At 39.3% G+C, this 20,647-nt stretch carries 18 protein-coding genes and 1 pseudogene; 13 read left to right on the top strand and 6 right to left on the bottom strand.

The features are described from left to right. The first annotated feature begins 44 nt into the window (after positions 1-44). The 5 genes and pseudogenes from R2Q70_RS18600 (at position 45) to R2Q70_RS18580 (ending at position 4,603) form a co-directional block, all read left to right on the top strand. Positions 45-278, top strand: a complete 234-nt coding sequence (locus tag R2Q70_RS18600; protein ID WP_316809049.1) for a hypothetical protein — start codon at positions 45-47, stop codon at positions 276-278. A gap of 219 nt (positions 279-497) precedes the next feature. Then, a complete protein-coding gene (locus tag R2Q70_RS18595; protein WP_316809048.1) occupies positions 498-2,408 on the top strand; it encodes a tetratricopeptide repeat-containing sensor histidine kinase in 1,911 nt (636 codons plus the stop codon). A 982-nt stretch (positions 2,409-3,390) separates the two neighbouring features. After that, on the top strand, positions 3,391-3,669 hold the full coding sequence (locus tag R2Q70_RS18590) for a hypothetical protein (protein ID WP_316809047.1): 279 nt from the start codon (positions 3,391-3,393) through the stop codon (positions 3,667-3,669). Further along, positions 3,612-3,938: pseudogene (locus R2Q70_RS18585) on the top strand (OmpA family protein); the annotation flags it as partial. The gene R2Q70_RS18590 and the pseudogene R2Q70_RS18585, both read left to right, overlap by 58 nt. A gap of 203 nt (positions 3,939-4,141) precedes the next feature. After that, a complete protein-coding gene (locus R2Q70_RS18580; protein ID WP_316809046.1) occupies positions 4,142-4,603 on the top strand; it encodes an NUDIX domain-containing protein in 462 nt (153 codons plus the stop codon). Here the strand turns inward: R2Q70_RS18580 and R2Q70_RS18575 are convergent. Continuing rightward, positions 4,592-5,689, bottom strand: coding sequence for a DNA alkylation repair protein (locus R2Q70_RS18575; protein WP_316809045.1), 1,098 nt, complete (start codon positions 5,687-5,689; stop codon positions 4,592-4,594). The genes R2Q70_RS18580 and R2Q70_RS18575 overlap by 12 nt on opposite strands. A gap of 161 nt (positions 5,690-5,850) precedes the next feature. Between R2Q70_RS18575 and R2Q70_RS18570 the strand changes: the two genes are divergently transcribed. The 4 genes from R2Q70_RS18570 (at position 5,851) to R2Q70_RS18555 (ending at position 9,998) form a co-directional block, all read left to right on the top strand. After that, the gene (locus R2Q70_RS18570) at positions 5,851-6,699 is read left to right on the top strand and encodes an NAD(P)-dependent oxidoreductase (protein WP_316809044.1); all 849 of its coding nucleotides are present in this window, start codon (positions 5,851-5,853) and stop codon (positions 6,697-6,699) included. Positions 6,700-6,801: 102 nt separating this feature from the next. Continuing rightward, positions 6,802-7,191, top strand: a complete 390-nt coding sequence (locus R2Q70_RS18565) for a BlaI/MecI/CopY family transcriptional regulator (RefSeq protein ID WP_316809043.1) — start codon at positions 6,802-6,804, stop codon at positions 7,189-7,191. Positions 7,192-7,219: 28 nt separating this feature from the next. Beyond that, positions 7,220-9,070 carry a M56 family metallopeptidase gene (locus tag R2Q70_RS18560; RefSeq protein ID WP_316809042.1) on the top strand — a complete coding sequence of 617 codons (1,851 nt, stop codon included), beginning with the start codon at positions 7,220-7,222 and terminating at the stop codon, positions 9,068-9,070. A gap of 85 nt (positions 9,071-9,155) precedes the next feature. Then, on the top strand, positions 9,156-9,998 hold the full coding sequence (locus R2Q70_RS18555) for an alpha/beta hydrolase (RefSeq protein ID WP_316809041.1): 843 nt from the start codon (positions 9,156-9,158) through the stop codon (positions 9,996-9,998). Positions 9,999-10,000: 2 nt separating this feature from the next. On the opposite strand, the gene R2Q70_RS18550 is transcribed toward R2Q70_RS18555, so the two are convergent. The 3 genes from R2Q70_RS18550 to R2Q70_RS18540 are packed head-to-tail and all read right to left on the bottom strand — an operon-like array spanning position 10,001 to position 12,090. Beyond that, positions 10,001-11,284: a gluconate:H+ symporter gene (locus R2Q70_RS18550; protein WP_316809040.1), complete on the bottom strand. Its 1,284-nt coding sequence runs from the start codon at positions 11,282-11,284 to the stop codon at positions 10,001-10,003. Between the two features lie 27 nt (positions 11,285-11,311). Further along, positions 11,312-11,494 carry a hypothetical protein gene (locus tag R2Q70_RS18545; RefSeq protein WP_316809039.1) on the bottom strand — a complete coding sequence of 61 codons (183 nt, stop codon included), beginning with the start codon at positions 11,492-11,494 and terminating at the stop codon, positions 11,312-11,314. Between the two features lie 53 nt (positions 11,495-11,547). Continuing rightward, a complete protein-coding gene (locus R2Q70_RS18540; RefSeq protein WP_316809038.1) occupies positions 11,548-12,090 on the bottom strand; it encodes a lipocalin family protein in 543 nt (180 codons plus the stop codon). Positions 12,091-12,317: 227 nt separating this feature from the next. Here R2Q70_RS18540 and R2Q70_RS18535 point away from each other — a divergent pair, with 227 nt between their 5' ends. Together R2Q70_RS18535 and R2Q70_RS18530 are read left to right on the top strand one after the other, a co-directional pair. Next, entirely contained in the window at positions 12,318-13,700 is a 1,383-nt protein-coding gene (locus R2Q70_RS18535) for a BNR repeat-containing protein (RefSeq protein ID WP_316809037.1), read from the top strand. A gap of 19 nt (positions 13,701-13,719) precedes the next feature. Further along, a complete protein-coding gene (locus R2Q70_RS18530; protein WP_316809036.1) occupies positions 13,720-14,844 on the top strand; it encodes a glycoside hydrolase family 88 protein in 1,125 nt (374 codons plus the stop codon). 60 nt (positions 14,845-14,904) lie between these two features. Here the strand turns inward: R2Q70_RS18530 and R2Q70_RS18525 are convergent, their stop codons facing one another. Together R2Q70_RS18525 and R2Q70_RS18520 are read right to left on the bottom strand one after the other, a co-directional pair. Beyond that, entirely contained in the window at positions 14,905-17,439 is a 2,535-nt protein-coding gene (locus R2Q70_RS18525) for an ABC transporter permease (protein WP_316809035.1), read from the bottom strand. Beyond that, positions 17,432-18,121: an ABC transporter ATP-binding protein gene (locus R2Q70_RS18520; RefSeq protein ID WP_316809034.1), complete on the bottom strand. Its 690-nt coding sequence runs from the start codon at positions 18,119-18,121 to the stop codon at positions 17,432-17,434. Before R2Q70_RS18520 ends, R2Q70_RS18525 begins: the two co-directional genes overlap by 8 nt. Positions 18,122-18,203: 82 nt before the next feature. Between R2Q70_RS18520 and R2Q70_RS18515 the strand changes: the two genes are divergently transcribed. Next, on the top strand, positions 18,204-18,899 hold the full coding sequence (locus R2Q70_RS18515; RefSeq protein ID WP_316809033.1) for an arylesterase: 696 nt from the start codon (positions 18,204-18,206) through the stop codon (positions 18,897-18,899). A 274-nt stretch (positions 18,900-19,173) separates the two neighbouring features. Then, a complete protein-coding gene (locus R2Q70_RS18510) occupies positions 19,174-20,646 on the top strand; it encodes an ankyrin repeat domain-containing protein (protein ID WP_316809032.1) in 1,473 nt (490 codons plus the stop codon). The last annotated feature ends 1 nt before the right edge of the window (position 20,647 follow it).

The raw sequence follows: 20,647 nt of genomic DNA, 5'->3' as shown, positions 1-20,647 counted from the left end.
TGTTCAGTTTAATGTCCCGTAGTTATACTTAAAGTTTAAACCTTATGAGAACGGGAATTGTAATGTCATATAATCAAATAGCAGGAGTTGGTTTCATCAAAGATAGCAACAAACAAAAGATTAGGTTTTATAACGAAGATAAAACCATTGTTTTTAAACGTTTTGACGTTGTTCAATTCGATATTAGCTTTGTAAAGAGCAGCTTGCAGGCAGTAAATGTGATGCCCATACGGGATAAAAAAGGCAACATAGTCTCAATGACAGTTAACATCAATTAGCCTGCTTTCCAGGCATAGTCCTGAATTCAATTTGCATTTTTTTGTAAATGTTATTAACTTGTGTACCATCCCTGTTCAAGTTTGATACATGACCGATATCAAAAAATAATATGCTATTCTCTTTGTTGTTTCGCTGCAATAGCATTGTTGGGTTGTAAAAATAACGTCCATCAAGAACCTACTGAGATATCGCCTACGCTGTTTAATATCCGTGAGATAGTGGATGACCTTTATAAAAACGGAGAACAAGATTCAGCAATCCGATACCTCGACCGCTTAACTTCCCCTCTTCAATTAACTGCAGTAGACCACTGGAGTATACTGAATACAAAAACAGCTTATTTTTTACGGTACAAAAGAATGCCAGATAGTGCCTTAAAATATGCCGATAGTTTAGTGAAGGTTGTAAAAGATAAACCCAGGCTACTCAGTCATTATATTTCCGCATTATTTTTAAGGGGCGATGTACTCATGGATTTAGGATTATATGACGATGCTTTTGATGTTTATGTAAGGGGCGATAAAATCTCGCAGGCCAAAGCAAGATGTTTTACCATGGCGAAAAGAATTGGATTTCTGCGTTACCGCCAGGGCGCTTATCAGGCTGCTATACCTTACCTCAAAACAGGTTTTCAGGAGCAGTTGCAATGCGGCAATCCATCCAGTTTCGAAGAAAGTTTCGTTTCGCCTCAGGGCGTGCTGAATACGTTGGGTGTTTGTTTTTATAACTTAAAACAGCCCGACAGTGCATTGTTTTATTATCACAAAGCCCTCAGTTTTATCGAAGAACGAAAAAATAAGTTTCCCGAAAAAAAGAATTTCCCTTTCAGGGCACAGGGCGTGATATACGGCAATATGGCTAACGTATTTATACAAAAGGGTAAACTCGGGCAGGCAGAACAATATTTATTGAAGTCGATTGAGATTAATGATAAAAAAGGATTCGAAGTGGGCGATGCCCAGGAAGTTAAAGTTAGGTTGATTTCCCTGTATAGCGACAATGGTCAGTATCAAAAAGCCGGCTTATTGATCAAGGCGATGGATCATCCAAATGCATTTGGTAGCAAAGAACGCTCTCCCGAGTTGATTTTGAAATTTCACCAGGTAAAATGGAAATATTATGAAAGGATACACGACACCGAAAAAGCTTACCTCAATTTAGAAAGATTTCATGTTTTAAACGATTCAATTGAGACTGCTAGTAAAGGGCAGCGGTATGTAGATGTTGAGCATGGCCTGAAAGATGCCGATAAAGCGCAAATGATCCAACTGCTCAAAAAAGATGCGCAATCTAAAAAGCTACTCATTGTAGGAGCCATCATTTTGATCATCCTGATTTTTGTGATTTTATACATTGTTCTTAGAAACCTGAAACACACCAGGGCGAATATCGCGAAGTTGAACGTATCTAAAAGCCAGATTCAAAGTCAGTATGTTCAGCTTACGCAGGTTTTTAGTGTTTTGGAAAAGAGCCATAATGAAAATGCAACCATCATGAAAGTTGTGGCACATGATTTAAGAGGGCCGGTTTCGGGTATTATTCACGCAGCTAAATTGATGCTGGAAGACGAAAGCTTATCAGAAATTAACCTTCATATGTTACATTTGGTAAGAGATGCCGGATCAAATGCACTATCCTTGATCAATGAAATTTTAAACACACACCAGGGCTTAGGGGAAGTTGTGCCAACAGATATTTATACTTTGTTAAATGATAGCAGCAACCTTCTGCACTTTAAGGCCGAAGCAAAATTGCAGAAAATACAGATATCAGCCGAACATATTGTGGTTTTGGTTAATAAGGATAAAATCTCGCGGGTGATCAATAACCTGATCATCAATGCCATTAAATTTAGTTCAGCGAATGATACCATCACAATTGCCACGGCCAGGCAAGAACAGGAGGTGGTGGTGAGTATTGCAGACCAAGGTGTGGGCATACCGGCGCACATGGGAGACCGTATTTTTGAAATGTTTTCGGATAATGGTAGGGTAGGTACAGCTGCAGAAGAATCGTTCGGGATGGGTTTAGCCATTTCAAAACAAATTATCGAAAGCCATGGCGGCCGAATCTGGTATACCTCTACCGAAGGCCTGGGTACTACATTTTATTTTTCTTTGCCGCTATAAATTTATACCAGTGCAGCTATCACAACCGTATTTTCTTGCCTGCTTAAGGCATATAGGCGAAGAAGTGTTTGTTTACCTTTGTAATCTACTTGTTTACACCAACCATCTCAGCATTTTAACCACCGAGCTAGCGTTTGCGATCTTTGTTTCTTGATCTTTGTTCCTTATTCTTTGTTCCGTATTCTTTGTTCCTTGATCTTTGTTCTTTATTCTTCTTGAACCATATAGGCATATAGAAAATATAGGAAATTTCAACGATTCGTTTTCTTACAATCAATCAAGCCCTCCTACGTCATTGCGAAGGAAGCTTTTTCAGCTGACTGCGGCAATCTACTCTTTTACGCCGTAAGACACTCCAATCTTTCAGCTTTTCCACTCTCGACTTTAAACTTTCCACTTTCGAAATAAGATCTCTCCAACATGAAAAATGTTCTTCGAGATGACGGATGATTGTCGTAAAACCACTTTGAGCTTTCAGCTTTTCTACTTTCGACTTTGAGCTTTGAGCTTTTCCGCTTTCCACCTCTCGCCTGAAGAATGTTGTTCGATATGTCGTTGCTTTAATAACGGTCGGGAAATATTTTCCACGGTTGTGAGTTGTAAACTTCCAATGAATTTTATTTGAAAAGAATCAGCGCTTATGGTTCTCATAGGTTTTCAAACGTCACATCTACTTGATATCAATGCATTGTATGCTCTTCATCTTTTGTTGGTGGAGATATAAATTGTGGAACGTGGAAATATCGCCACAATATTTTCCCCAAAACGTGTAATTATATGCCCGTTATGGGATGGGGTTTTTCCCCGGTTCTTCGTTTTTTGAATTTAAAAGCATGCTCGCCCGTTTGGTTCACTAATTGATTATACTGCTGTAAACGCTGCTTTAAAATTGTCCCGACTTCTTTTTGTATTCCGCAATTCATTTGCAGCGATAAATAACAAACAAAATCATATTCTAACATCATAGTTTAATCAATTGTATATGAACAAACGTTTACTCCTTAGTTTATCGGGGCTTGTTTTTGGTGTATCTCTATCCTTTGCGCAGCAAAAGGTAAAAGACGGTACGGTTCCCGGCGGAAATTTACCTAACAAAGATGCACTTCTGGAGCTGGAGACGGCTAATAAAGGCTTGCTTCATGCACGTGTTAGTTTAACCCGTACCACTGATGCCGCACCATTAACCGCACACGTCGCCGGGATGATTTCGATAAATCGAACATCAGACCAGATGCTGCAATTGAACTGGATAAACTTGTGAAGATCATGAAAGACAACCCAACGATCTGGATTGAATTGGGCTCACATACAGATAGCCGTGGCAACGACCAGTATAATCAATGGCTTGCACAAAGCAGGGCAAACTCAGCAGTACAATATATCATTGACCATGGAATTGATAAAAACAGGATTACTGCTAAAGGTTATGGTGAAAGCAAATTACTTAACAAATGCGCTAATGGCGTAAAATGTTCAGAAGCTGATCACCAGTTAAACAGAAGGACTGAGTTCAAAATCACAAAACAATAACTGTATACATTAAGAGAGCGTGAATGCAAGTGAAAGCTGTTCCGAAAGGAACGGCTTTTTTTTATGCTGTGATTCTGCTAGCTACATGTGGAAATGTGCCATTTATTTTTTTGATGATGAAAGGCAGAACAAGCATCGACAAAATTTGTTTCATGTAAATAGGCGCTGTAATTGGCTGTCAGAAATTGGTGATTTAATACGAGATGATGAGGGTTAGCGCAGGCATATTATTATTCAGAAAGAAAACTACAGGGCTGGAGTTTTTTCTTATTCACCCCGGCGGACCTCTTTTTGCTAAAAAAGATTTTGGGGTTTGGTCTGTTCCAAAAGGTGAGTTCGAGCAGGATGAAGCCCCGCTTCACGCTGCGATACGGGAATTTGAGGAAGAAGTGGGAACCCGAATTGATGGAGATTTTATTGAGTTGGATCCCATTGTTCAAAAAGGAGGAAAGAAAGTTTTATGCTGGGCGGTGGAAGGCGATTTAGATCCATCATCCCTGCATAGTAACACTTTTGAGATGGAATGGCCACCAAAATCAGGTAAAAAGCAGCATTTTGTTGAAGTAGATCGGGGCGAATGGTTCGATTATCAAGGCGCCTGCAAAGCGATTAAAGACAGACAAATACCGCTATTAGATCAATTGGTTGCCATTTTAAGTTTGTAATTCGAAATTCAATATTTCTTTTTCCGCTCCATTAACAACCATTGCGATTTGATGGTCGCCAGGGTGAAATTTACGCGTCGTAATTAGTATGAACTTTTGTTTACGAATAATATGCGACGCTGCACCTGCTGGAAAGATCTTTTCCGAAATTTTAAAAACCTTCTTTGTATTTTGCCCATTTTGCTTTTTATAATAAATGGCATATTCCAGTCTGATTTTTTTTGCCACCTTATTTTCATTTTTAATGGTAAACGAAAATGTCAGGCTTTCACCGATTCTCACTATGGGATTAATTAATTTGAAATCTTTTAACACAATTCCCCGATCATCTAATCCATAGTGTTTCAGAATTTCTGCATGCCCTTGTTTTAGCAAAGTTCGGCTGCCGTGTTTAATGATGGCATCTGTTTCAGGTCCTAATCCGGTCCAGTTTCTGGCAACTTCGAGCACTACACCCGGGTGGTCCTTAGCAATATCGTTCAGGCTATTGGCTACGCTTCTTCGAACATATTCTGATGGATCCTGCTTCAGTTGATTTAAAATTGGAAGTATCGATGAAGGATCTTTTTTTAAAAATGGGATGGCCATCGCCCATGGTAATCGCGGCCGGCTGCCTTCGCTGGCTAATCTTCTTACTTTGTGGTTCTCGTGTAAAGACCAGGTTAGCATTTTTTGAATCATTTGTTGCTCGTATTTCAAAATAAAAGGCCGAACAGCAAACTCGCAGCTCACAAATTGCGTAACAGATTCGAGGGCGTGAACAGATTCTTCAAAATGATCAATCCCATAGGTTTCCAGGTAATCGGGCAAAAACATGAACGCCAGTCCATCTTCACCAACTCCTGCGATGCGAAGTTGTGCAACAGTATTTTTAATTAACAAAACGGTTTGGGCATAATCCGTAGGCATAAATTGATGCAGTACAACTGAGGTATGCTTCATACGCTCCTTTAATTCCTTTCTTTCGAAATCAGGCACATAAATATTTGCAATAAATTTCTTTTTATCAAAGCCTGGAAGTGTAATCAATAACGCATCAGACAACCGATCGTAGAAAGCAGGAGAATATAAATCTTTGAGCAGCATGTTGGTTTTTTGAACAAATTTAAGGTTTGAACAAATGAGATTATTTTAATTTTTTAAACAATTATTGTTTGAACATTCAATCTGAAATGTAAAAGAAGTATTAAAAATTTTCTAATTAGATATTAAGTCTTTCCTTTGAAAATTAAATAATTAATAAAGAAATGATGAATAATATAGGATGGATTGGTTTGGGTAATATGGGGATGCCGATGGCCGGACAATTAATAAAAGCCGGATATGAGGTTTGCGTTTTTAACCGGACAAAAGATAAGATGGGCGAACTGGAAAAAGCTGGTGCATCAGTTGCAGCAACGCCGAAATCACTATTGGAGAAAGTTGACATCCTGATCCTTATGGTTTCTGATGATGCGGCCATCAGACAGATTTTTGAATCGGAAGAAGGTTTATTGGCTGCAGATACCAGCGGAAAAATCGTGATTAACATGAGTACGGTTTCCCCAGCTATTTCGAGGGAAATGAATGAGAAAAGTAAACGAAAGGGTAATCATTATCTTGATGCCCCTGTTTCTGGCAGTGTAAAACAGGCGGAGACTGGTCAACTGGTGATCATGGTTGGCGGCGATGAAGACATTTACGAAAGTGCAAAACCTGTTTTTGAGAAATTGGGGAAATTGTCTTTGCGGGTTGGTGCCTCAGGTGCTGGAAACCAGGCCAAGCTGGCCATAAATTCTTTGCTGGCCTTGTACACGCAGGGCTTGGCGGAAACCATCTTATTTGCCAATGAAAACGGAATCCAAACTGGCGACCTGTTGAAGCTGATTAACAACGCTGCAATTGGAAATATTTTTACCAGCATAAAAGGTGATGCCATTTTGAATGACAATTACCAGGCGGCGTTCGCATTGAAGCACATTGTTAAAGATTTAAGGTTAGCAAAAGCTGAAGGCATTTCCTCGCCGCTTGCAACAACAGCATTGGAAACCTTCGAGGATGCAGAAGCCACATATGGCGAAGAAGATTTGATCGCAGTGATTAAGTCCCTGAAATAGCTATTCTGACATTTGTAGCCTTTTTGTAAGGCACCCAAGGCTTGGTAAAAAAAAACATTAGGTAATATTTGTATCGTACGAAAAATATCGTACCTTTAGATTATGAAGAATAATCAAAATGATCATCATTTGCCGGAACCTACCAAAGCGGAACTAGAAATCCTGCAGGTGCTTTGGGAATTTGGTCCATCTACAGTAAGGTTTGTAAACGATAAGCTGAATGAGAACCGGGAAGTGAATTATACTTCTACCTTGAAACAGATGCAGATCCTTGCAGAAAAAGGAATTTTAAAACGTGATGAAAGCCAAATGAAGCACATTTATATTCCAGTTGAAGCAGAGGAGAAAACTAAAGTTCAGTTGTTAGATCGTTTTGTGAATACTTTGTATAAAGGATCGGCTTCGCAGTTGATGATGCAATTGTTAGGGAACCAAAAAACTTCAAAAGAGGAGATTGAGGAGATTAAGCGGCTATTGGATAAAATGGATTAGTATAACCTTTTGCTAAAGAACTACCACAATGGAATTTAAATGGATTAACTTTTTGCCTGAAAACTGGTTGAGTGCTTTGGGTACAACACTTTTTCACTCATTATGGATGGGCGTGATCCTGGCGGTTTTTTCAGGAGCAATAATGTTTGCGACCCGTAAAACAAGTGCAAAATTACGTTATGACTTGTTAACAGGTGGTTTGTTTTTGTTTGTATTTGCTATCTCTGCTGTTTTTTATGCTAAACTCACTGAATTGACAGGTCGTTCGGAGGTGCGCTTAAATGATCAGGTTGAAATTAGTTTAACAACGCTGCAAAGTAGCCAGCCGACAGTATCTTCCGTTCAATTTAGTTTGTACGCAGGCCTGAATAAGGTATTCAACATCTGGAATACTTATTCCGCTCAAATTGTACTGATCTGGTTCCTGATTATTTGCGGAAAAAGTATTCAGCTGGTGATGGGTTTAAACAGTGTTTATTATTTACGTAAAAGACAAATTTATGCCGCTGGCAAAACCTGGAATGAACATCTGGAACTGCTCTCTGATAAACTTGGCTTAAATCAGCAGGTTAAATTGATGCAATCGGGGATAGCTAAGGTTCCCATGGTTATTGGGCATTTTAAGCCATTAATTTTAATTCCTTTGGGTTTATTAAATAGATTATCTACTGCTGAAGTAGAAGCTATTTTGGCTCACGAACTGGCGCACATTAAACGTAGAGATTATCTCATTAATATTCTGCAAAGCTTCATCGAAATTGTATTTTTCTTCAATCCTGCGGTACTTTGGGTATCGCAACTTATTAAAACCGAACGCGAGCATTGCTGTGATGATTTGGCCATCTCCTGTGTAAACGATCGGAAAAACTATGTGAGCGCCTTGGTTTTTTGTCAGGAATTTAAGCAGTGTGCACCTGCTTATGCGATGGGCATTACGGGCAAAAAGGGTAGTCTGCTGCATCGGGCGAGCAGAATGTTATTTAACACCAATTCAACTTTAAACAAAATGGAAAAAACAATATTAACCATTGCATTGGTATCTACGGTACTATGCACTGCTGCATTCAAAGGCATAAGTCACGCCGCTGCAAGTAGTACAAACATAATTTCTACTTCTGCTTTAACTGTTCAGGATACGGCTAAGAAATCCAAATCGGGAGATCAGCTGGAAAAAGAAATTGAGCAGAAAATGAAGGCTGCAGAGCGCAAAAATCAATCAGCTAAAAAAGCAGACTTGGGAGAAGCAGCTTTAAAGCAAGATCGGATAGATGCAAAACAAGTAGAACGCGATGCAAAACAAGCTGCTGATGATGCCCGCTTTGCAGCAGAAGAAAAAAAGTATGCTGAGAGTGAAAAGAAATACAAAGCGGCAGAGAAAAAGTATGCTGCCGATGAGGCAAAATATGCGGAGGATGAAAAAAAATATGCTGAGGATGAAAAAAAATGGGCGCAGGATGATAAAAAAAGAAGTCAAACACCGAAGCCGCCAAAGCCACCTCGCCCGGCGAAAGTAACAGGAGTTGTTCCTCCAACGCCACCAAGCCCTCCAGTAGCGGGAAGTCATGCTGTTCCGCAGCCACCTGCTGCGCCGCCAACTCCTCCGAGAATAAATGGTAGCGTTACGTTTAATGAAGGAAATTCCGTAAATGTTCACGTAGAGAATGGAAAAGATCACACAGATAAAATCAGTGCTGAATTATTAAAAGATGGATTGGTATCTAATACCACAAATCTTTCATTTTCACTTGATAAAAATAGTATGATTGTGAACGGCGTAAAGCAAAATGAGCGTGTTCATCAGAAATATCAAAAAAAATACCTTGAGAATGTAAATCAATCAATGAGTTACGTTAGGGTTGACAAGGTAACCAAGAATTAGGTTAATAATGCATCAGCTAAATCGGAACCATTTTGGCATGTGGTGAAAAAAATCTAATTTCAGTCTGAAAAATCATCTTTCAGATATGAAAAAATCGATATTAAATTGCCTTGCGGTCCTAATAACATTACTCTACACCCAGCTGGCATTCGCGGCAACGGTAGATACTGTTGTGACCCGAAGTAAATCAATGAAAAAAGATATCAAAGCTGCGGTGGTAAAACCGCAGCTTTATGAAAATTCAACAAAACGTTTCCCGGTTTTATATCTGCTGCACGGCGCTGGCGGAAAATATTCAGATTGGCTGTTAAACACCAGGGATAAGGAAGCGGTAAAAAAACTGGCAGATAATTTCGGAATCATTGTGGTTTGCCCGGATGGCGGCGTAACCAGCTGGTATTTTGATAGCCCTATCGATCCCGCCTACCAGTACGAAACTTATGTTTCAAAAGAACTGGTTGAATCTGTTGATGGGCGCTACCGGACCATAAATGATAGAACCGGAAGAGCAATTACGGGTTTAAGTATGGGTGGACACGGTGGCTTGTACCTGGCTTTCAAACATCAGGATGTTTATGGCGCTTGTGGAAGTATGAGCGGTGGTGTAGACATCAGGCCTTTTCCAGAAAATTGGAACATTGCAAAACGGCTGGGTCCTTATAACCAGTTTCCCGATCGTTGGGAAGCCAATACAGTTATCAACTTAACACATCTTCTAAGTCCTAACAAGTTGTCGATTATTTTCGATGTAGGAAGAAATGACTTTTTCTATGATGTGAATGTAGCCCTACACAACAAATTGACTGATCGAAATATTCCGCATGATTTTACGGTGAGGCCAGGCGTTCACAATTTTGAATATTGGGAAAACGCAATTGCCTATCAAATGCTCTATTTTAGTAAGTACTTCAATAAAACCATACAATAGTTTTAAAGTTGGTTAAGTGCTAATACGCCAAGTAGCCCTAGAACGGAAACAATGCTTTCCATAGCGGTCCAGGTACGGAAAGTTTCTTTCAAACTGAGGTTGAAGTATTCTTTAAACATCCAGAAACCGGTATCATTTACATGGGAAAACATTAAACTTCCGGCGCCTACCGATAATACCATCAGCTCCGGAGGTGCATTTGGGCCGATTAAAGGTAACACCATGCCCGATGCAGTTAATGCAGCAACCGTTGCCGAGCCAAGCGTTACCCTCAGCGAAGCTGTAATTAACCAGGCCAGCAATAAGGGCGAAAGATTTAGGTTTGCCGTAAGTTGTTTAACAGTTTCGCCCATTCCGCTATCAATCAAGATTTGCTTAAACGCACCTCCTGCGGCAATGATGAGAATGATCATTGCAATGCTTTTTACACCTTCGGCACACGAAAGCATTGCTTTTTCAATGGATGTTTGCTGAACAAACAGGGTGATGATCACAGAAAGAAGTAATGCAGCCGTAGGGTCGGCAAGGAAAGTAAAAAATGATTTTCCAAAATAGTCGATACTGACGCTACTTCCAACCGTTCCGGCAATAATCAAAAAAACAGGCAGCAAAGCCGTAATGAAACTCCTTGTTGCTGAAGGGAGTTCATCGCCTTCTTCAATAACGAGTGCAGAAAGAACAGGCTGATCTCTTTTGATAATTAGCCTGGGAAAATAAATACCTGCTATTACCGCGATGGGTAAGCTTAAAATCAATCCGTAAATTAAGGTTTTGCCAATATCAGCATGAAAAATAGCCGAAAGGGCAACTGGTCCGGGGTGCGGTGGTAAAAAGCCATGTGTTACAGAAAGGGCGGTAGCCATTGGAATGCCAATATACAATTTTGAAAGTCCGGTTGCGGCTGAAATTGCAAAAACCAGTGGAATAAGCACTACAAAACCGGCGTTATAGAACAGGGGGATACCAACCATCAAACCCGTAATTAATACTGCCCATTGGATGTTGTTTTTACCGAATGATTTAATCAGAATGAAAACGATCTTTCTTGCTGATCCGCTGTCTTCAATCAGTTTTCCCATCATGGCGCCTAATGCCAGCACCATCACCATGCTGCCTAAAGTACTTCCAATTCCACTACTAATGGAATTCATCACCTTGCTGGTTGGCATACCCAAAAACAATCCGGTAAGAATTGCTACGCCTAATAGGGCGATCATTGGATTGACTTTTTTCAGAATTAAAATGAAAAGAAGCAGTATGCCCGCGAGCAGTATAAGTAATGACATGGCTAGAGATAATATGGTCCCTGCAATTTACTTTTTTACAGTGATTGTTCTGCCGGTAACTAAATTAAATTCATAAATTCTATACAAACCATCATCATTAACTTCAATGGATTCTACCAAACCTGTTTTACTAAAGGTATCTGTAACCATGTCTCCAATTTTTACATCCTGAAGTACTTCACTTGGCGTGTCGCAGTTTAATCTAATCATTTGCGTAAAAGTATTATTAAAAAGCAAAACGGACTTATCAATCTAAGATTAAATTATAAATCATGTTTGGTCCAAACCAATTCTGAGGTTTTGTAACCCAGGCTTTTTGCTTTATCGAGGTAGGCTTGTTTTACGCCATCAGGTATGGTTTTCGTTCTTGATAAAATCCACATGTAATCAAGGTTATTGCCCACAACTAGTGCATATTGGTAATCCTTATCAATTTCAATAACATTATAACCTGCGTAAAATGGACCAAAAAATGAAACTTTTAGTCTTGCCTCATCACTTTCATTCACAAACTTGGCTTTGCCGATACTTTGTTTCCATTCCTTTTTAACATAGTTGTAGCCCTTATTATCAACCTTTATGGTTCCATCATCCTTTAGTGAATACGTGGCAGTAACATTGTTCAGGTCTTTTTCAAATTTAAAATCCATTCGGGCAATTTCATACCAGGTGCCTAAATATTTGTCTTTATTGAATGGTTTTATGGCTGTAGCACCTTGCGGAATCGTAACACTACAGCTTGCGTAACTGATGATGATGATTCCAAGTGTGGCAAGTAATATGGAATTTCTAAGCTTATTGTTCATTGTTTATTCTTTGTGATTAAAAAAACACGCCACTTAACAAAAGGTTTACCAGGAATAAAAATTTAACTTTTTGTTCATATTGATCTTTAAAATGTAATAAGCGCTAGCGGGGCAGGATAATTTATTCAGGTAGTTAAATCACACCATATTCGCTAAATTTCTATAAAATGATTAAACTTGATTGCTGCCGAACAACAGGACTCTTTAGTAGCATCATTCTCATCACTATGATTAACTCAAAACATTGTAATTTCTTTCTTAAGGATGATGTGACATCGATATTTTTGAATGGGAAATTTTTAAAATCAATTTGTTTAGCTTTCTGCCTCTTATTTTTTTGCCATAATGTTTCTTTTGCACAGCACCAGAAAATCTACACCATTGCTGAGAATGGCTGGGCAAATAATTCGGTTAATGCGGTTATTTTCAGGAAAAATGCACTGGTAACATTTAAGGGCTATCAGTATGCAGCATATTATGATCTTGATCAGTTTGTTGTATTGGCTAAGCGAAAAGGTGGATCCGGAAACTGGCAGATTCAGAAGACATCCTACAAAGGTGATGCAACCGATGCACATAAATCCATCAGTATTATCGTGGATGGTGATGGCGTTTTACATGTAGCCTGGGGGCAGCATAATAACAAGTTAAATTATGCTAAAGGTATTTCAGCTGGTTCGCTTGCGCTTGGTTCGAAATTAGACATGCTTGCCGAAAAAGAGAATAAAGTCAGTTATCCTGAGTTTTATAAATTGCCGGATGGGGATTTGTTATTCTTTTATCGTGACGGTGGTTCGGGTAATGGTAATTTAATGATTAACAGGTACTCAGTTAAAGCCAAAAAATGGCAACGCGTTCAGGATGGAATGATTGATGGAGAAGGCAAACGCAATGCTTACTGGCAGGTGGCTATTGATCAATCGGGTGGACTGCATTTGTCGTGGGTGTGGAGAGAAACGCCTGATGTGGCGAGTAACCATGACCTTTGTTATGCAAAATCTTTGGATGGAGGATTAACCTGGCAGAAGTCAACCGGTGAAAGCTACCAATTGCCGATTGTAGCGTCGAACGCAGAATACGCGGTCAAGATTCCACAAAAAAGTGAGTTAATTAACCAGACCTCGATGTTTGCAGATGCTAATGGAAAGGTATTTATAGCTAGTTACTGGCGAGATGCGCCTGATTCAATACCTCAATATCACATCGTTTTTAATACCGGCAAGGGATGGGAGGTAAACGCATTAACCTTTCGTAAAACGGCATTTAGCTTAAGTGGCGGAGGTACCAAAAAAATACCAATTTCCAGACCACAAATTATTGTCTGGCCAAACCAGAAAAAATATGCGGCAGGAATTATTTTTAGAGATGCTGAGCGGAAGAATAAAGCTTCCATTGTTTTGAATCCTGATATTACAGGTAATCAATGGAAAATTGAAGATTTAACTGAAGAAAGTGTGGGCGATTGGGAGCCCAGTTACGATACCGAACTTTGGAAAAATCAATTCATTTTGAATTTGTATCTGCAAAATGTGGTGCAGGTAGACGGGGAAGGACAGGCTGAAGCTAGGCCAACTGCCGTTAGGGTGCTGCAATGGAAACCGAAATTTTAATCCCTTATTTTGATGTTGTATGATAACAAATAAATTTTACGTTGGCTGTGTATTGCTTTTGTTAACAATTTGTGCCGAAGCTCAAAATCTCCCTTCTAAAAAGGAAGTGCTGGCAATCATAAACAAAACCAACAATTATTGGCAGTTAAATAATAAACCTCAGGTTCGTGCTTTTTGGGATAATGCGGCTTATCACACAGGCAATATGGAAGTATTCGCGATAACCAAAAATGAAACTTATCGTAAATTTTCGGAAGATTGGGCAGCACAAAACCAATGGATGGGAGCAAAGTCAGCCGACAAAACGCTTTGGAAATACACATATGGTGAAACGGATGAATATGTATTGTTTGGCGATTGGCAAATTTGCTTTCAAACTTATATCGATTTGTATCATTTAGAACCTGAAGAGCATAAAATTGCAAGAGCAAAGGAGGTTATGGAATATCAACTGAACACCGCTCAAAATGATTATTGGTGGTGGGCAGATGGCTTATATATGGTAATGCCAGTAATGACTAAATTATACAAAACCACTGGAAACCCATTGTATCTTGATAAGCTCTACGAATATTTCACCTATGCAAACAGCATCATGTACGATAAGGAAGAGCAGCTTTACTATCGGGATCAGAAATACATTTATCCAAAACATAAAAGTGTAAATGGCAAAAAGGATTTTTGGGCAAGAGGCGATGGTTGGGTATTTGCAGGTTTAGCAAAGGTGTTGTATGATCTGCCTAAAAAAGATAAACATCGGGCAGAATATGTTTCAAAATTCCAGGGGATGGCAAAAGCTATTCTGGCTAGTCAGCAAGAGGAAGGTTATTGGACCCGAAGCCTGCTTGATGCCGATCATGCCCCCGGAAAGGAAACCAGTGGAACTGCTTTTTTTACCTATGGATTGTTATGGGGGATAAATAACGGGTATTTGGATAAGCGAACTTATTTCCCGGCTGCCTTAAAGGCATGGAATTATTTGTCAAAAATAGCTTTGCAGGAAAACGGTCGTGTAGGTTATGTTCAACCTATCGGAGAAAAGGCAATTCCCGGCCAAATTGTCGATGCAAACGCTACGGCAAATTTTGGGGTTGGCGCATTTCTTTTGGCAAATTGCGAAATGTATCGATATCTGAAAAGATAATATCGGTTCCGAGTCTTTACAAACAGGGAAATCATTAATATGATTTCCCTGTTGAACCAACTAACCTTCGGTTCTTAATATTTTTAACGGTGGTTGGTTAAGGATACTTCTAGTGCTTAACACACCGGTAACTACCACAATTATAACAACGGAACCGAAAAGTGCCAATGTTGGTAAGAATGGCGGAACAAAAGCTGCATCAAAACTGAATTTGGCTAATGCCCAACTACCGCCAATGGCTAAAATAATTCCTGCTCCTGCGGCAAAAGCACCTAAAAAGAAATATTCTATGGCATTTATTGCCAGGATTTGCTTTTTGCTCGCACCTATAGTTCGTAATAAAATGCTTTCTTTTGTTCGTTGATTTTTACTGGTTAATACTGCTGAGACCAATACAATCCACCCGGTTACCATGCTAAAACCTGCCATAAACTGAATTACAAAACCGATCTTATCTAATATTTCATCCAACAATTTCAAGATCAGATCCAAATCAATTACCGATACGTTCGGGAAATTTTTTACCACTTCGCCTTGAAATTTCGCTGATAATTCGCTGCTGGGTACCCTGGTCATCAGCACATGAAACTGCGGTGCCTCTTCTAAAACGCCAGCAGGAAAAACAACCCTGAAATTGGTTTGCATTCTGCTCCAGTTCACCTCACGCAAACTGCCTACTACTGTTGGAATCATCATGCCCTGCACATTGAAAAGAATTTTATCATCCAAACCCACATTTATCTGGTCAGCATAGCGCTGATCAAGGGAAATATAAACCGTTTCTTTTGGGGATATTTTGCCAACCCATTTTCCTTTAACAATTTTTTCAGCTGCAGTTAAACTATCCTGATAAGTTGCCCTGATTTCATTCCTGTATGCTCTTCGGTTATTGGTGTCGGCATTCGCTTTTTTACCATTAATTTCCTCAATGCGCATTGTGATTACCGGTACTTGATTCATCAACGGCAGTTTGAAAGCTTTAGTCAGGCTGTCAATTCTGCCTTTTTGCGTTTGCTGAATATCGAACATAACCATGTTAGGCTGGTTTCCTCCCGATGAAAGTGTTACCCTATCCATTAGGATTCCCTGAACAAAAAATAATGTACCAATAAATAGGGTAGATAGCCCGATAGATACCGTGAGCATTAACGTTTGGTTATTTGGGCGATATAAATTGGCGAAACCCTGTCGCCATAAATAACTTGATGATGTTGGCAATAAGGTTTTAACCAAAAACATTAATAGTTTTGAAAGGATGATGAGCAGCAAAAACGCAATGCCAATGCTAGCTGTGAAAGCCAGGGTTTGTACCCACGTTTTCATCTGCAGATGCGTAAAACCCACTACAAATGCAGCCATTAACAAATAAACCAACCAGGTTAAAGGATCACTTTTGCTACTTGTTTTTTCAAATGATAAGCGGATGGCATTAAGCGGCGAAATTCTCCTGACCGAAAGAAGCGAAGGTAAGGCGAAGAGTACTGAAATGATTAATCCCAGTAAAAGCCCTTGCCCAACTGCCGACCAGGAAATCTGCATGGTAATTTCTACCGGAAGAAAATCTTTCAAAACCAGGGGAAGCAAAAACTGTATGCCAGTTCCCAGCACCACGCCAATCGTTGCGGCAATCAAACCAATAAAAAATATCTGAATCAAATAAATTAAAAATGCATGTCTCGATTTCATGCCCAGGCAACGCAAGGTAGCAATGGCACTTAATTTTTCCTGTATGTAAACATGAATGGCACTGCCCACACCAACGCAGCCTAGTAACAAAGCAATAAATCCTGATAGTGCCAGAAAGCGATTTACATCTTTAAATGATCTACCGGTTTGTTCTTTTTTCGATTCAACAGTATCGGCGTCGAAACCTTCTTTCTCAAGTTTGGTTTCATTGGCTTTTACCCATTCATCTACCCCTGACGGATCATCGTAGCGGAAATAAAATTTATTATTAATTCTGCTCCCTGTTTTAATGAGGTTGGTTTTTGCCAGATATTTTAGGGGGAGATAAACAATCGGCGCCACGCTGGCTGCTATTCCATTTTGACCGGGTGCTTTGGTTAGCGCACCCAGAATTTTAAATTTTAAATCACCAATCTGAACCGAATCGCCAACTTTAGTATTAAATTGAAGCATCAAGGTTTGATCTACGAGTGCCGTTCTTCCTTCCTGAAAGTGTGCAGCTGCATCAGCAGGTATGGTTTCGATGGAACCATAATATGGATAGTTTCCTTCCATGGCTTTCATTTGCACCAATCTGCTTCCGCCACCGTTATCAAAATAAATCATGGAGGCAAAAGTTTTTTCCTGTGATCGCTCATCACCAAGGCTATCGATTACCTTTTGCATGGCTTTGCTCACGCCCTTCCGGCTATCTAAAACCAAATCGGCACCTGTAAGCTCTTTAGCCTGGGCATCAATGTCATGTTGCAAATTGTCTTTAAAGGAATAAACAGCTACTAAAGCCGCAATCCCCAAAACAATGGAAGAGATAAAAAGTAAAAGTCTAGACCGGTTTTTGCGGCTATCCCGCCAGGCCATTTTAAACAGCCATGAAAAACTAATGCTTTGTTTTGGTAACTGATTAGGCATAAGTTGGGTTTTCATCTGAGACAATCACACCACCTTTTATTTTAATCGTTCTGCTCGTTCGGGCAGCAAGTTCTAAATCGTGGGTTACAATAACTAACGTGGTGCCGAAATCTTTATTCAAATCAAACAGCAGCTTGATTACTTTTTCACTTGTTTCGGCGTCCAGGTTTCCGGTAGGCTCATCAGCAAAAAGGATAGCAGGCTGATTAGAAAATGCCCTCGCCAATGATACGCGTTGTTGTTCTCCACCAGATAATTGAATGGGATAATGGTGGGAGCGACCAGCTAAACCTACCTTTTCAAGAAGATCCATGGCCTGAGCCTTAATGTTTTTTGCACCCCTGAGTTCTAGTGGAACCATTACGTTTTCGAGTGCAGTTAAGGTAGGTAAAAGCTGAAAATTTTGAAAAATGAAACCTACATATTGGTTACGTACGGCGGCACGTTCATCTTCATTTAAATTTTCTAAAGCGATTCCTTTAAGCTCTACCGTACCATTGCTGGCACGATCTAAACCGGCACACAAACCTAATAAGGTGGTTTTTCCGCTGCCCGACGGTCCTGTAATGGCTACCGTTGAACCTGCTTCTATAGTGAAATTAATTTGATCCAAAACTGTCAGTTCTCGTCCGGCACTTTGGTAAATTTTACTTACATTTCGAATGTTTAAAATACTTTCCAAATTTTTGAAATAAAGGGTTTGTAGATGTATTTGCCAAACATAACATGGCTTTGCCTGTTAAGGTAATGGTTTTTATTTAGAGATGGAATTAGATATTATGTTACGAAAACGCTTTATAGGTTTATTTGTTTTGGCTTTAATGTTTGCGGCCTGTGGGAATGGGAAAAGCAATGGCAATGATCAAAAAACTTTAGATTCAGCTGACCAAAAAAAATCAGCTGCTGCTAATAAAAAAAATATACTTTTCTTCGGAACCAGTTTAACAGCGGGTTATGGGTTAGATCCAACAGAGGCTTTTCCGGCATTGATCCAAAATCGCATCGATTCTTTGAATCTGCCCTATAATGTAATTAACGGAGGTTTAAGTGGAGAAACATCAGCTGCGGGAAAAGGAAGAATAAACTGGTTGTTGAAACAACCTATCGATATTTTTGTGTTGGAATTAGGTGCCAATGATGGGTTGAGAGGATTACCGGTAAAACAAACGATCAAAAATCTTCAGGATATTATTGATACCGTTAAAACGAAATATCCAAATGTGAAAATAGTAATTGCAGGAATGCAGATGCCACCAAGTATGGGCGCAAAATACACCAATGATTTTAAGAACATTTTCCCTGACTTAGCGAGGAAAAACAATATGGCCTTGATCCCTTTCCTGTTAGATAAGGTGGGCGGTATTCCTAAGTTAAACCAAGATGATGGCATTCACCCTACGGCTGAGGGTGATAAGATTTTGGCTGAGAATGTTTGGGTGGTGCTGAAGCCGTTATTATAACTTCTCGTTTATACATCTTTCTGGAACTAAAGGCAAAGATCAGCAGTGTGCAATAATTCAATGTCGTTTTCATTATGACAAGTAATTAGCATCATCGTTCTCATATCATTTTAATTTCAACCTTTCCTTTGTAACAAAATAACTACTCTTTTTAATTAATATAAATAAAATTCATTTCAGCCTGTTTATTTAGAATGATTCTTGTTAACTTAGCCGAAATTCTTTTGGCTCAAGATGAGCAGATAAATTATAACTCATAACGACCAGGTTAAAAATGAAAAAAATTCTATTTGCCGTTCTTGCAATGGCATCACTTATTGCACAAGCTCAAAAAAATGCTTTTTTCGACCAGGCTTTTTGGAAAGGCAATACTGATTTAGCAACCATCAAAGCTGAAATTGCAAAGGGCAATAGTCCATCGCAGCTTAATCAGATGTCGTTTGATGCCTCTGTAATGGCAATTAACAATAACGCACCTGCTGAATCCATCTTATTTCTTCTGGCGCAGCCAGGAAACGATGTAAATAAGTTGACTCACGATAGCAGAACTTACCTTTTTTGGGCAGCATCAAGAGGTAATCTTCCGGTAATGGAATATCTGTTAAAAAATGGGGCTAAAGTAAACATGCAAGATAGTCACGGTTATTCGCCCTTAACCTTTGCAGCAGTAGGCGGGCAGGCTGATACGAAAGTTTATGATTTACTAATTTCAAAAGGCGCTGATGTAAAAAAAGACTTAAATCATGATGGAGCAAATGCATTATTAATTGCGCTTCCAAATGATAAAGATTTCAAATTAACCGACTATTTTGTTTCAAAAGGGTTAAGCCTAAACAGTACGGATGCTGCCGGCAACACCGCTTTCAACTACGTGGCCAGAAGTGGAAACATCGAACTGATGAATAAATTGATTGCTAAGGGAGTAAAATATAACGATAACGCAATTTTAATGGCTGCTCAAGGTGGCCGTGGGAGCTCAAATGGTTTAGCTGTTTTTCAATACCTGGAAGGGTTAAAACTAAAACCAACTGTAATTGGTAGCAACGGCGAAACAGCATTGTTTTCTGTTGCCCGCAAACCTAAACAAGAAGAAATAATCAGTTATTTTCTTTCAAAAGGAGTAGATGTAAATACCGCAGACAAAGAAGGTAATACTGCATTTATCGCGGCAGCGGGTAGTAACAGAGATTTGGCAACATTAGAATTGTTATCGAAAAATGTAAAAAATATTAATCAGGTTAACGCGAAAGGTGTTTCTGCTTTGGCCATGGCTTTACGTGGCAATTCAGCTGAAGTGGTTAAGTTTCTGTTGGATAAAGGTGCAGACTTAAATGCCGTAGATAAAGAAGGCAATAATGCGACATATTATCTGTTCCAATCTTACGGTCCACGCGGTAAAGAAGATTTCAGTGCAAAGCTCCAGCTTTTAACAGCTAAAGCTTATAACATTGCAGCTGTACAACCGAATGGCAATTCACTGTACCATTTGGCTGTGGCTAAAAATGATTTGGCATTGGCTAAATTGGTTGCTGATTATAAAGTGGATGTGAACCTGAAAAACAAAGAAGGTTATACCGCTTTGCATAAAGCAGCAATGACGGCTAAAGATACGGAGCTTTTGAAATATTTAATTTCTGTAGGTGCTAAAAAAGATGTAGCTACCGAATTTAAAGAAACGCCTTACGATTTAGCTACTGAAAACGAATTTTTAACTAAAAACAAAGTCTCAATCGACTTTTTGAAATAAT

Source organism: Pedobacter agri, assembly GCF_032678665.1.
GTDB lineage: Bacteria > Bacteroidota > Bacteroidia > Sphingobacteriales > Sphingobacteriaceae > Pedobacter > Pedobacter agri_A.
This window is presented reverse-complemented; position numbering and strand designations above follow the sequence as displayed.

Coding starts and splice junctions, on each gene's coding strand:
- R2Q70_RS18560 (WP_316809042.1), top strand. CDS start 7,220: ATGGAATTTAAATGGATTAACTTTTTGCCTGAAAACTGGTTGAGTGCT.
- R2Q70_RS18565 (WP_316809043.1), top strand. CDS start 6,802: ATGAAGAATAATCAAAATGATCATCATTTGCCGGAACCTACCAAAGCG.
- R2Q70_RS18515 (WP_316809033.1), top strand. CDS start 18,204: ATGGAATTAGATATTATGTTACGAAAACGCTTTATAGGTTTATTTGTT.
- R2Q70_RS18540 (WP_316809038.1), bottom strand. CDS start 12,090: ATGAACAATAAGCTTAGAAATTCCATATTACTTGCCACACTTGGAATC.
- R2Q70_RS18600 (WP_316809049.1), top strand. CDS start 45: ATGAGAACGGGAATTGTAATGTCATATAATCAAATAGCAGGAGTTGGT.
- R2Q70_RS18550 (WP_316809040.1), bottom strand. CDS start 11,284: ATGTCATTACTTATACTGCTCGCGGGCATACTGCTTCTTTTCATTTTA.
- R2Q70_RS18575 (WP_316809045.1), bottom strand. CDS start 5,689: ATGCTGCTCAAAGATTTATATTCTCCTGCTTTCTACGATCGGTTGTCT.
- R2Q70_RS18535 (WP_316809037.1), top strand. CDS start 12,318: ATGATTAACTCAAAACATTGTAATTTCTTTCTTAAGGATGATGTGACA.
- R2Q70_RS18555 (WP_316809041.1), top strand. CDS start 9,156: ATGAAAAAATCGATATTAAATTGCCTTGCGGTCCTAATAACATTACTC.
- R2Q70_RS18570 (WP_316809044.1), top strand. CDS start 5,851: ATGATGAATAATATAGGATGGATTGGTTTGGGTAATATGGGGATGCCG.
- R2Q70_RS18525 (WP_316809035.1), bottom strand. CDS start 17,439: ATGCCTAATCAGTTACCAAAACAAAGCATTAGTTTTTCATGGCTGTTT.
- R2Q70_RS18510 (WP_316809032.1), top strand. CDS start 19,174: ATGAAAAAAATTCTATTTGCCGTTCTTGCAATGGCATCACTTATTGCA.
- R2Q70_RS18545 (WP_316809039.1), bottom strand. CDS start 11,494: ATGATTAGATTAAACTGCGACACGCCAAGTGAAGTACTTCAGGATGTA.
- R2Q70_RS18580 (WP_316809046.1), top strand. CDS start 4,142: ATGATGAGGGTTAGCGCAGGCATATTATTATTCAGAAAGAAAACTACA.
- R2Q70_RS18590 (WP_316809047.1), top strand. CDS start 3,391: ATGAACAAACGTTTACTCCTTAGTTTATCGGGGCTTGTTTTTGGTGTA.
- R2Q70_RS18530 (WP_316809036.1), top strand. CDS start 13,720: ATGATAACAAATAAATTTTACGTTGGCTGTGTATTGCTTTTGTTAACA.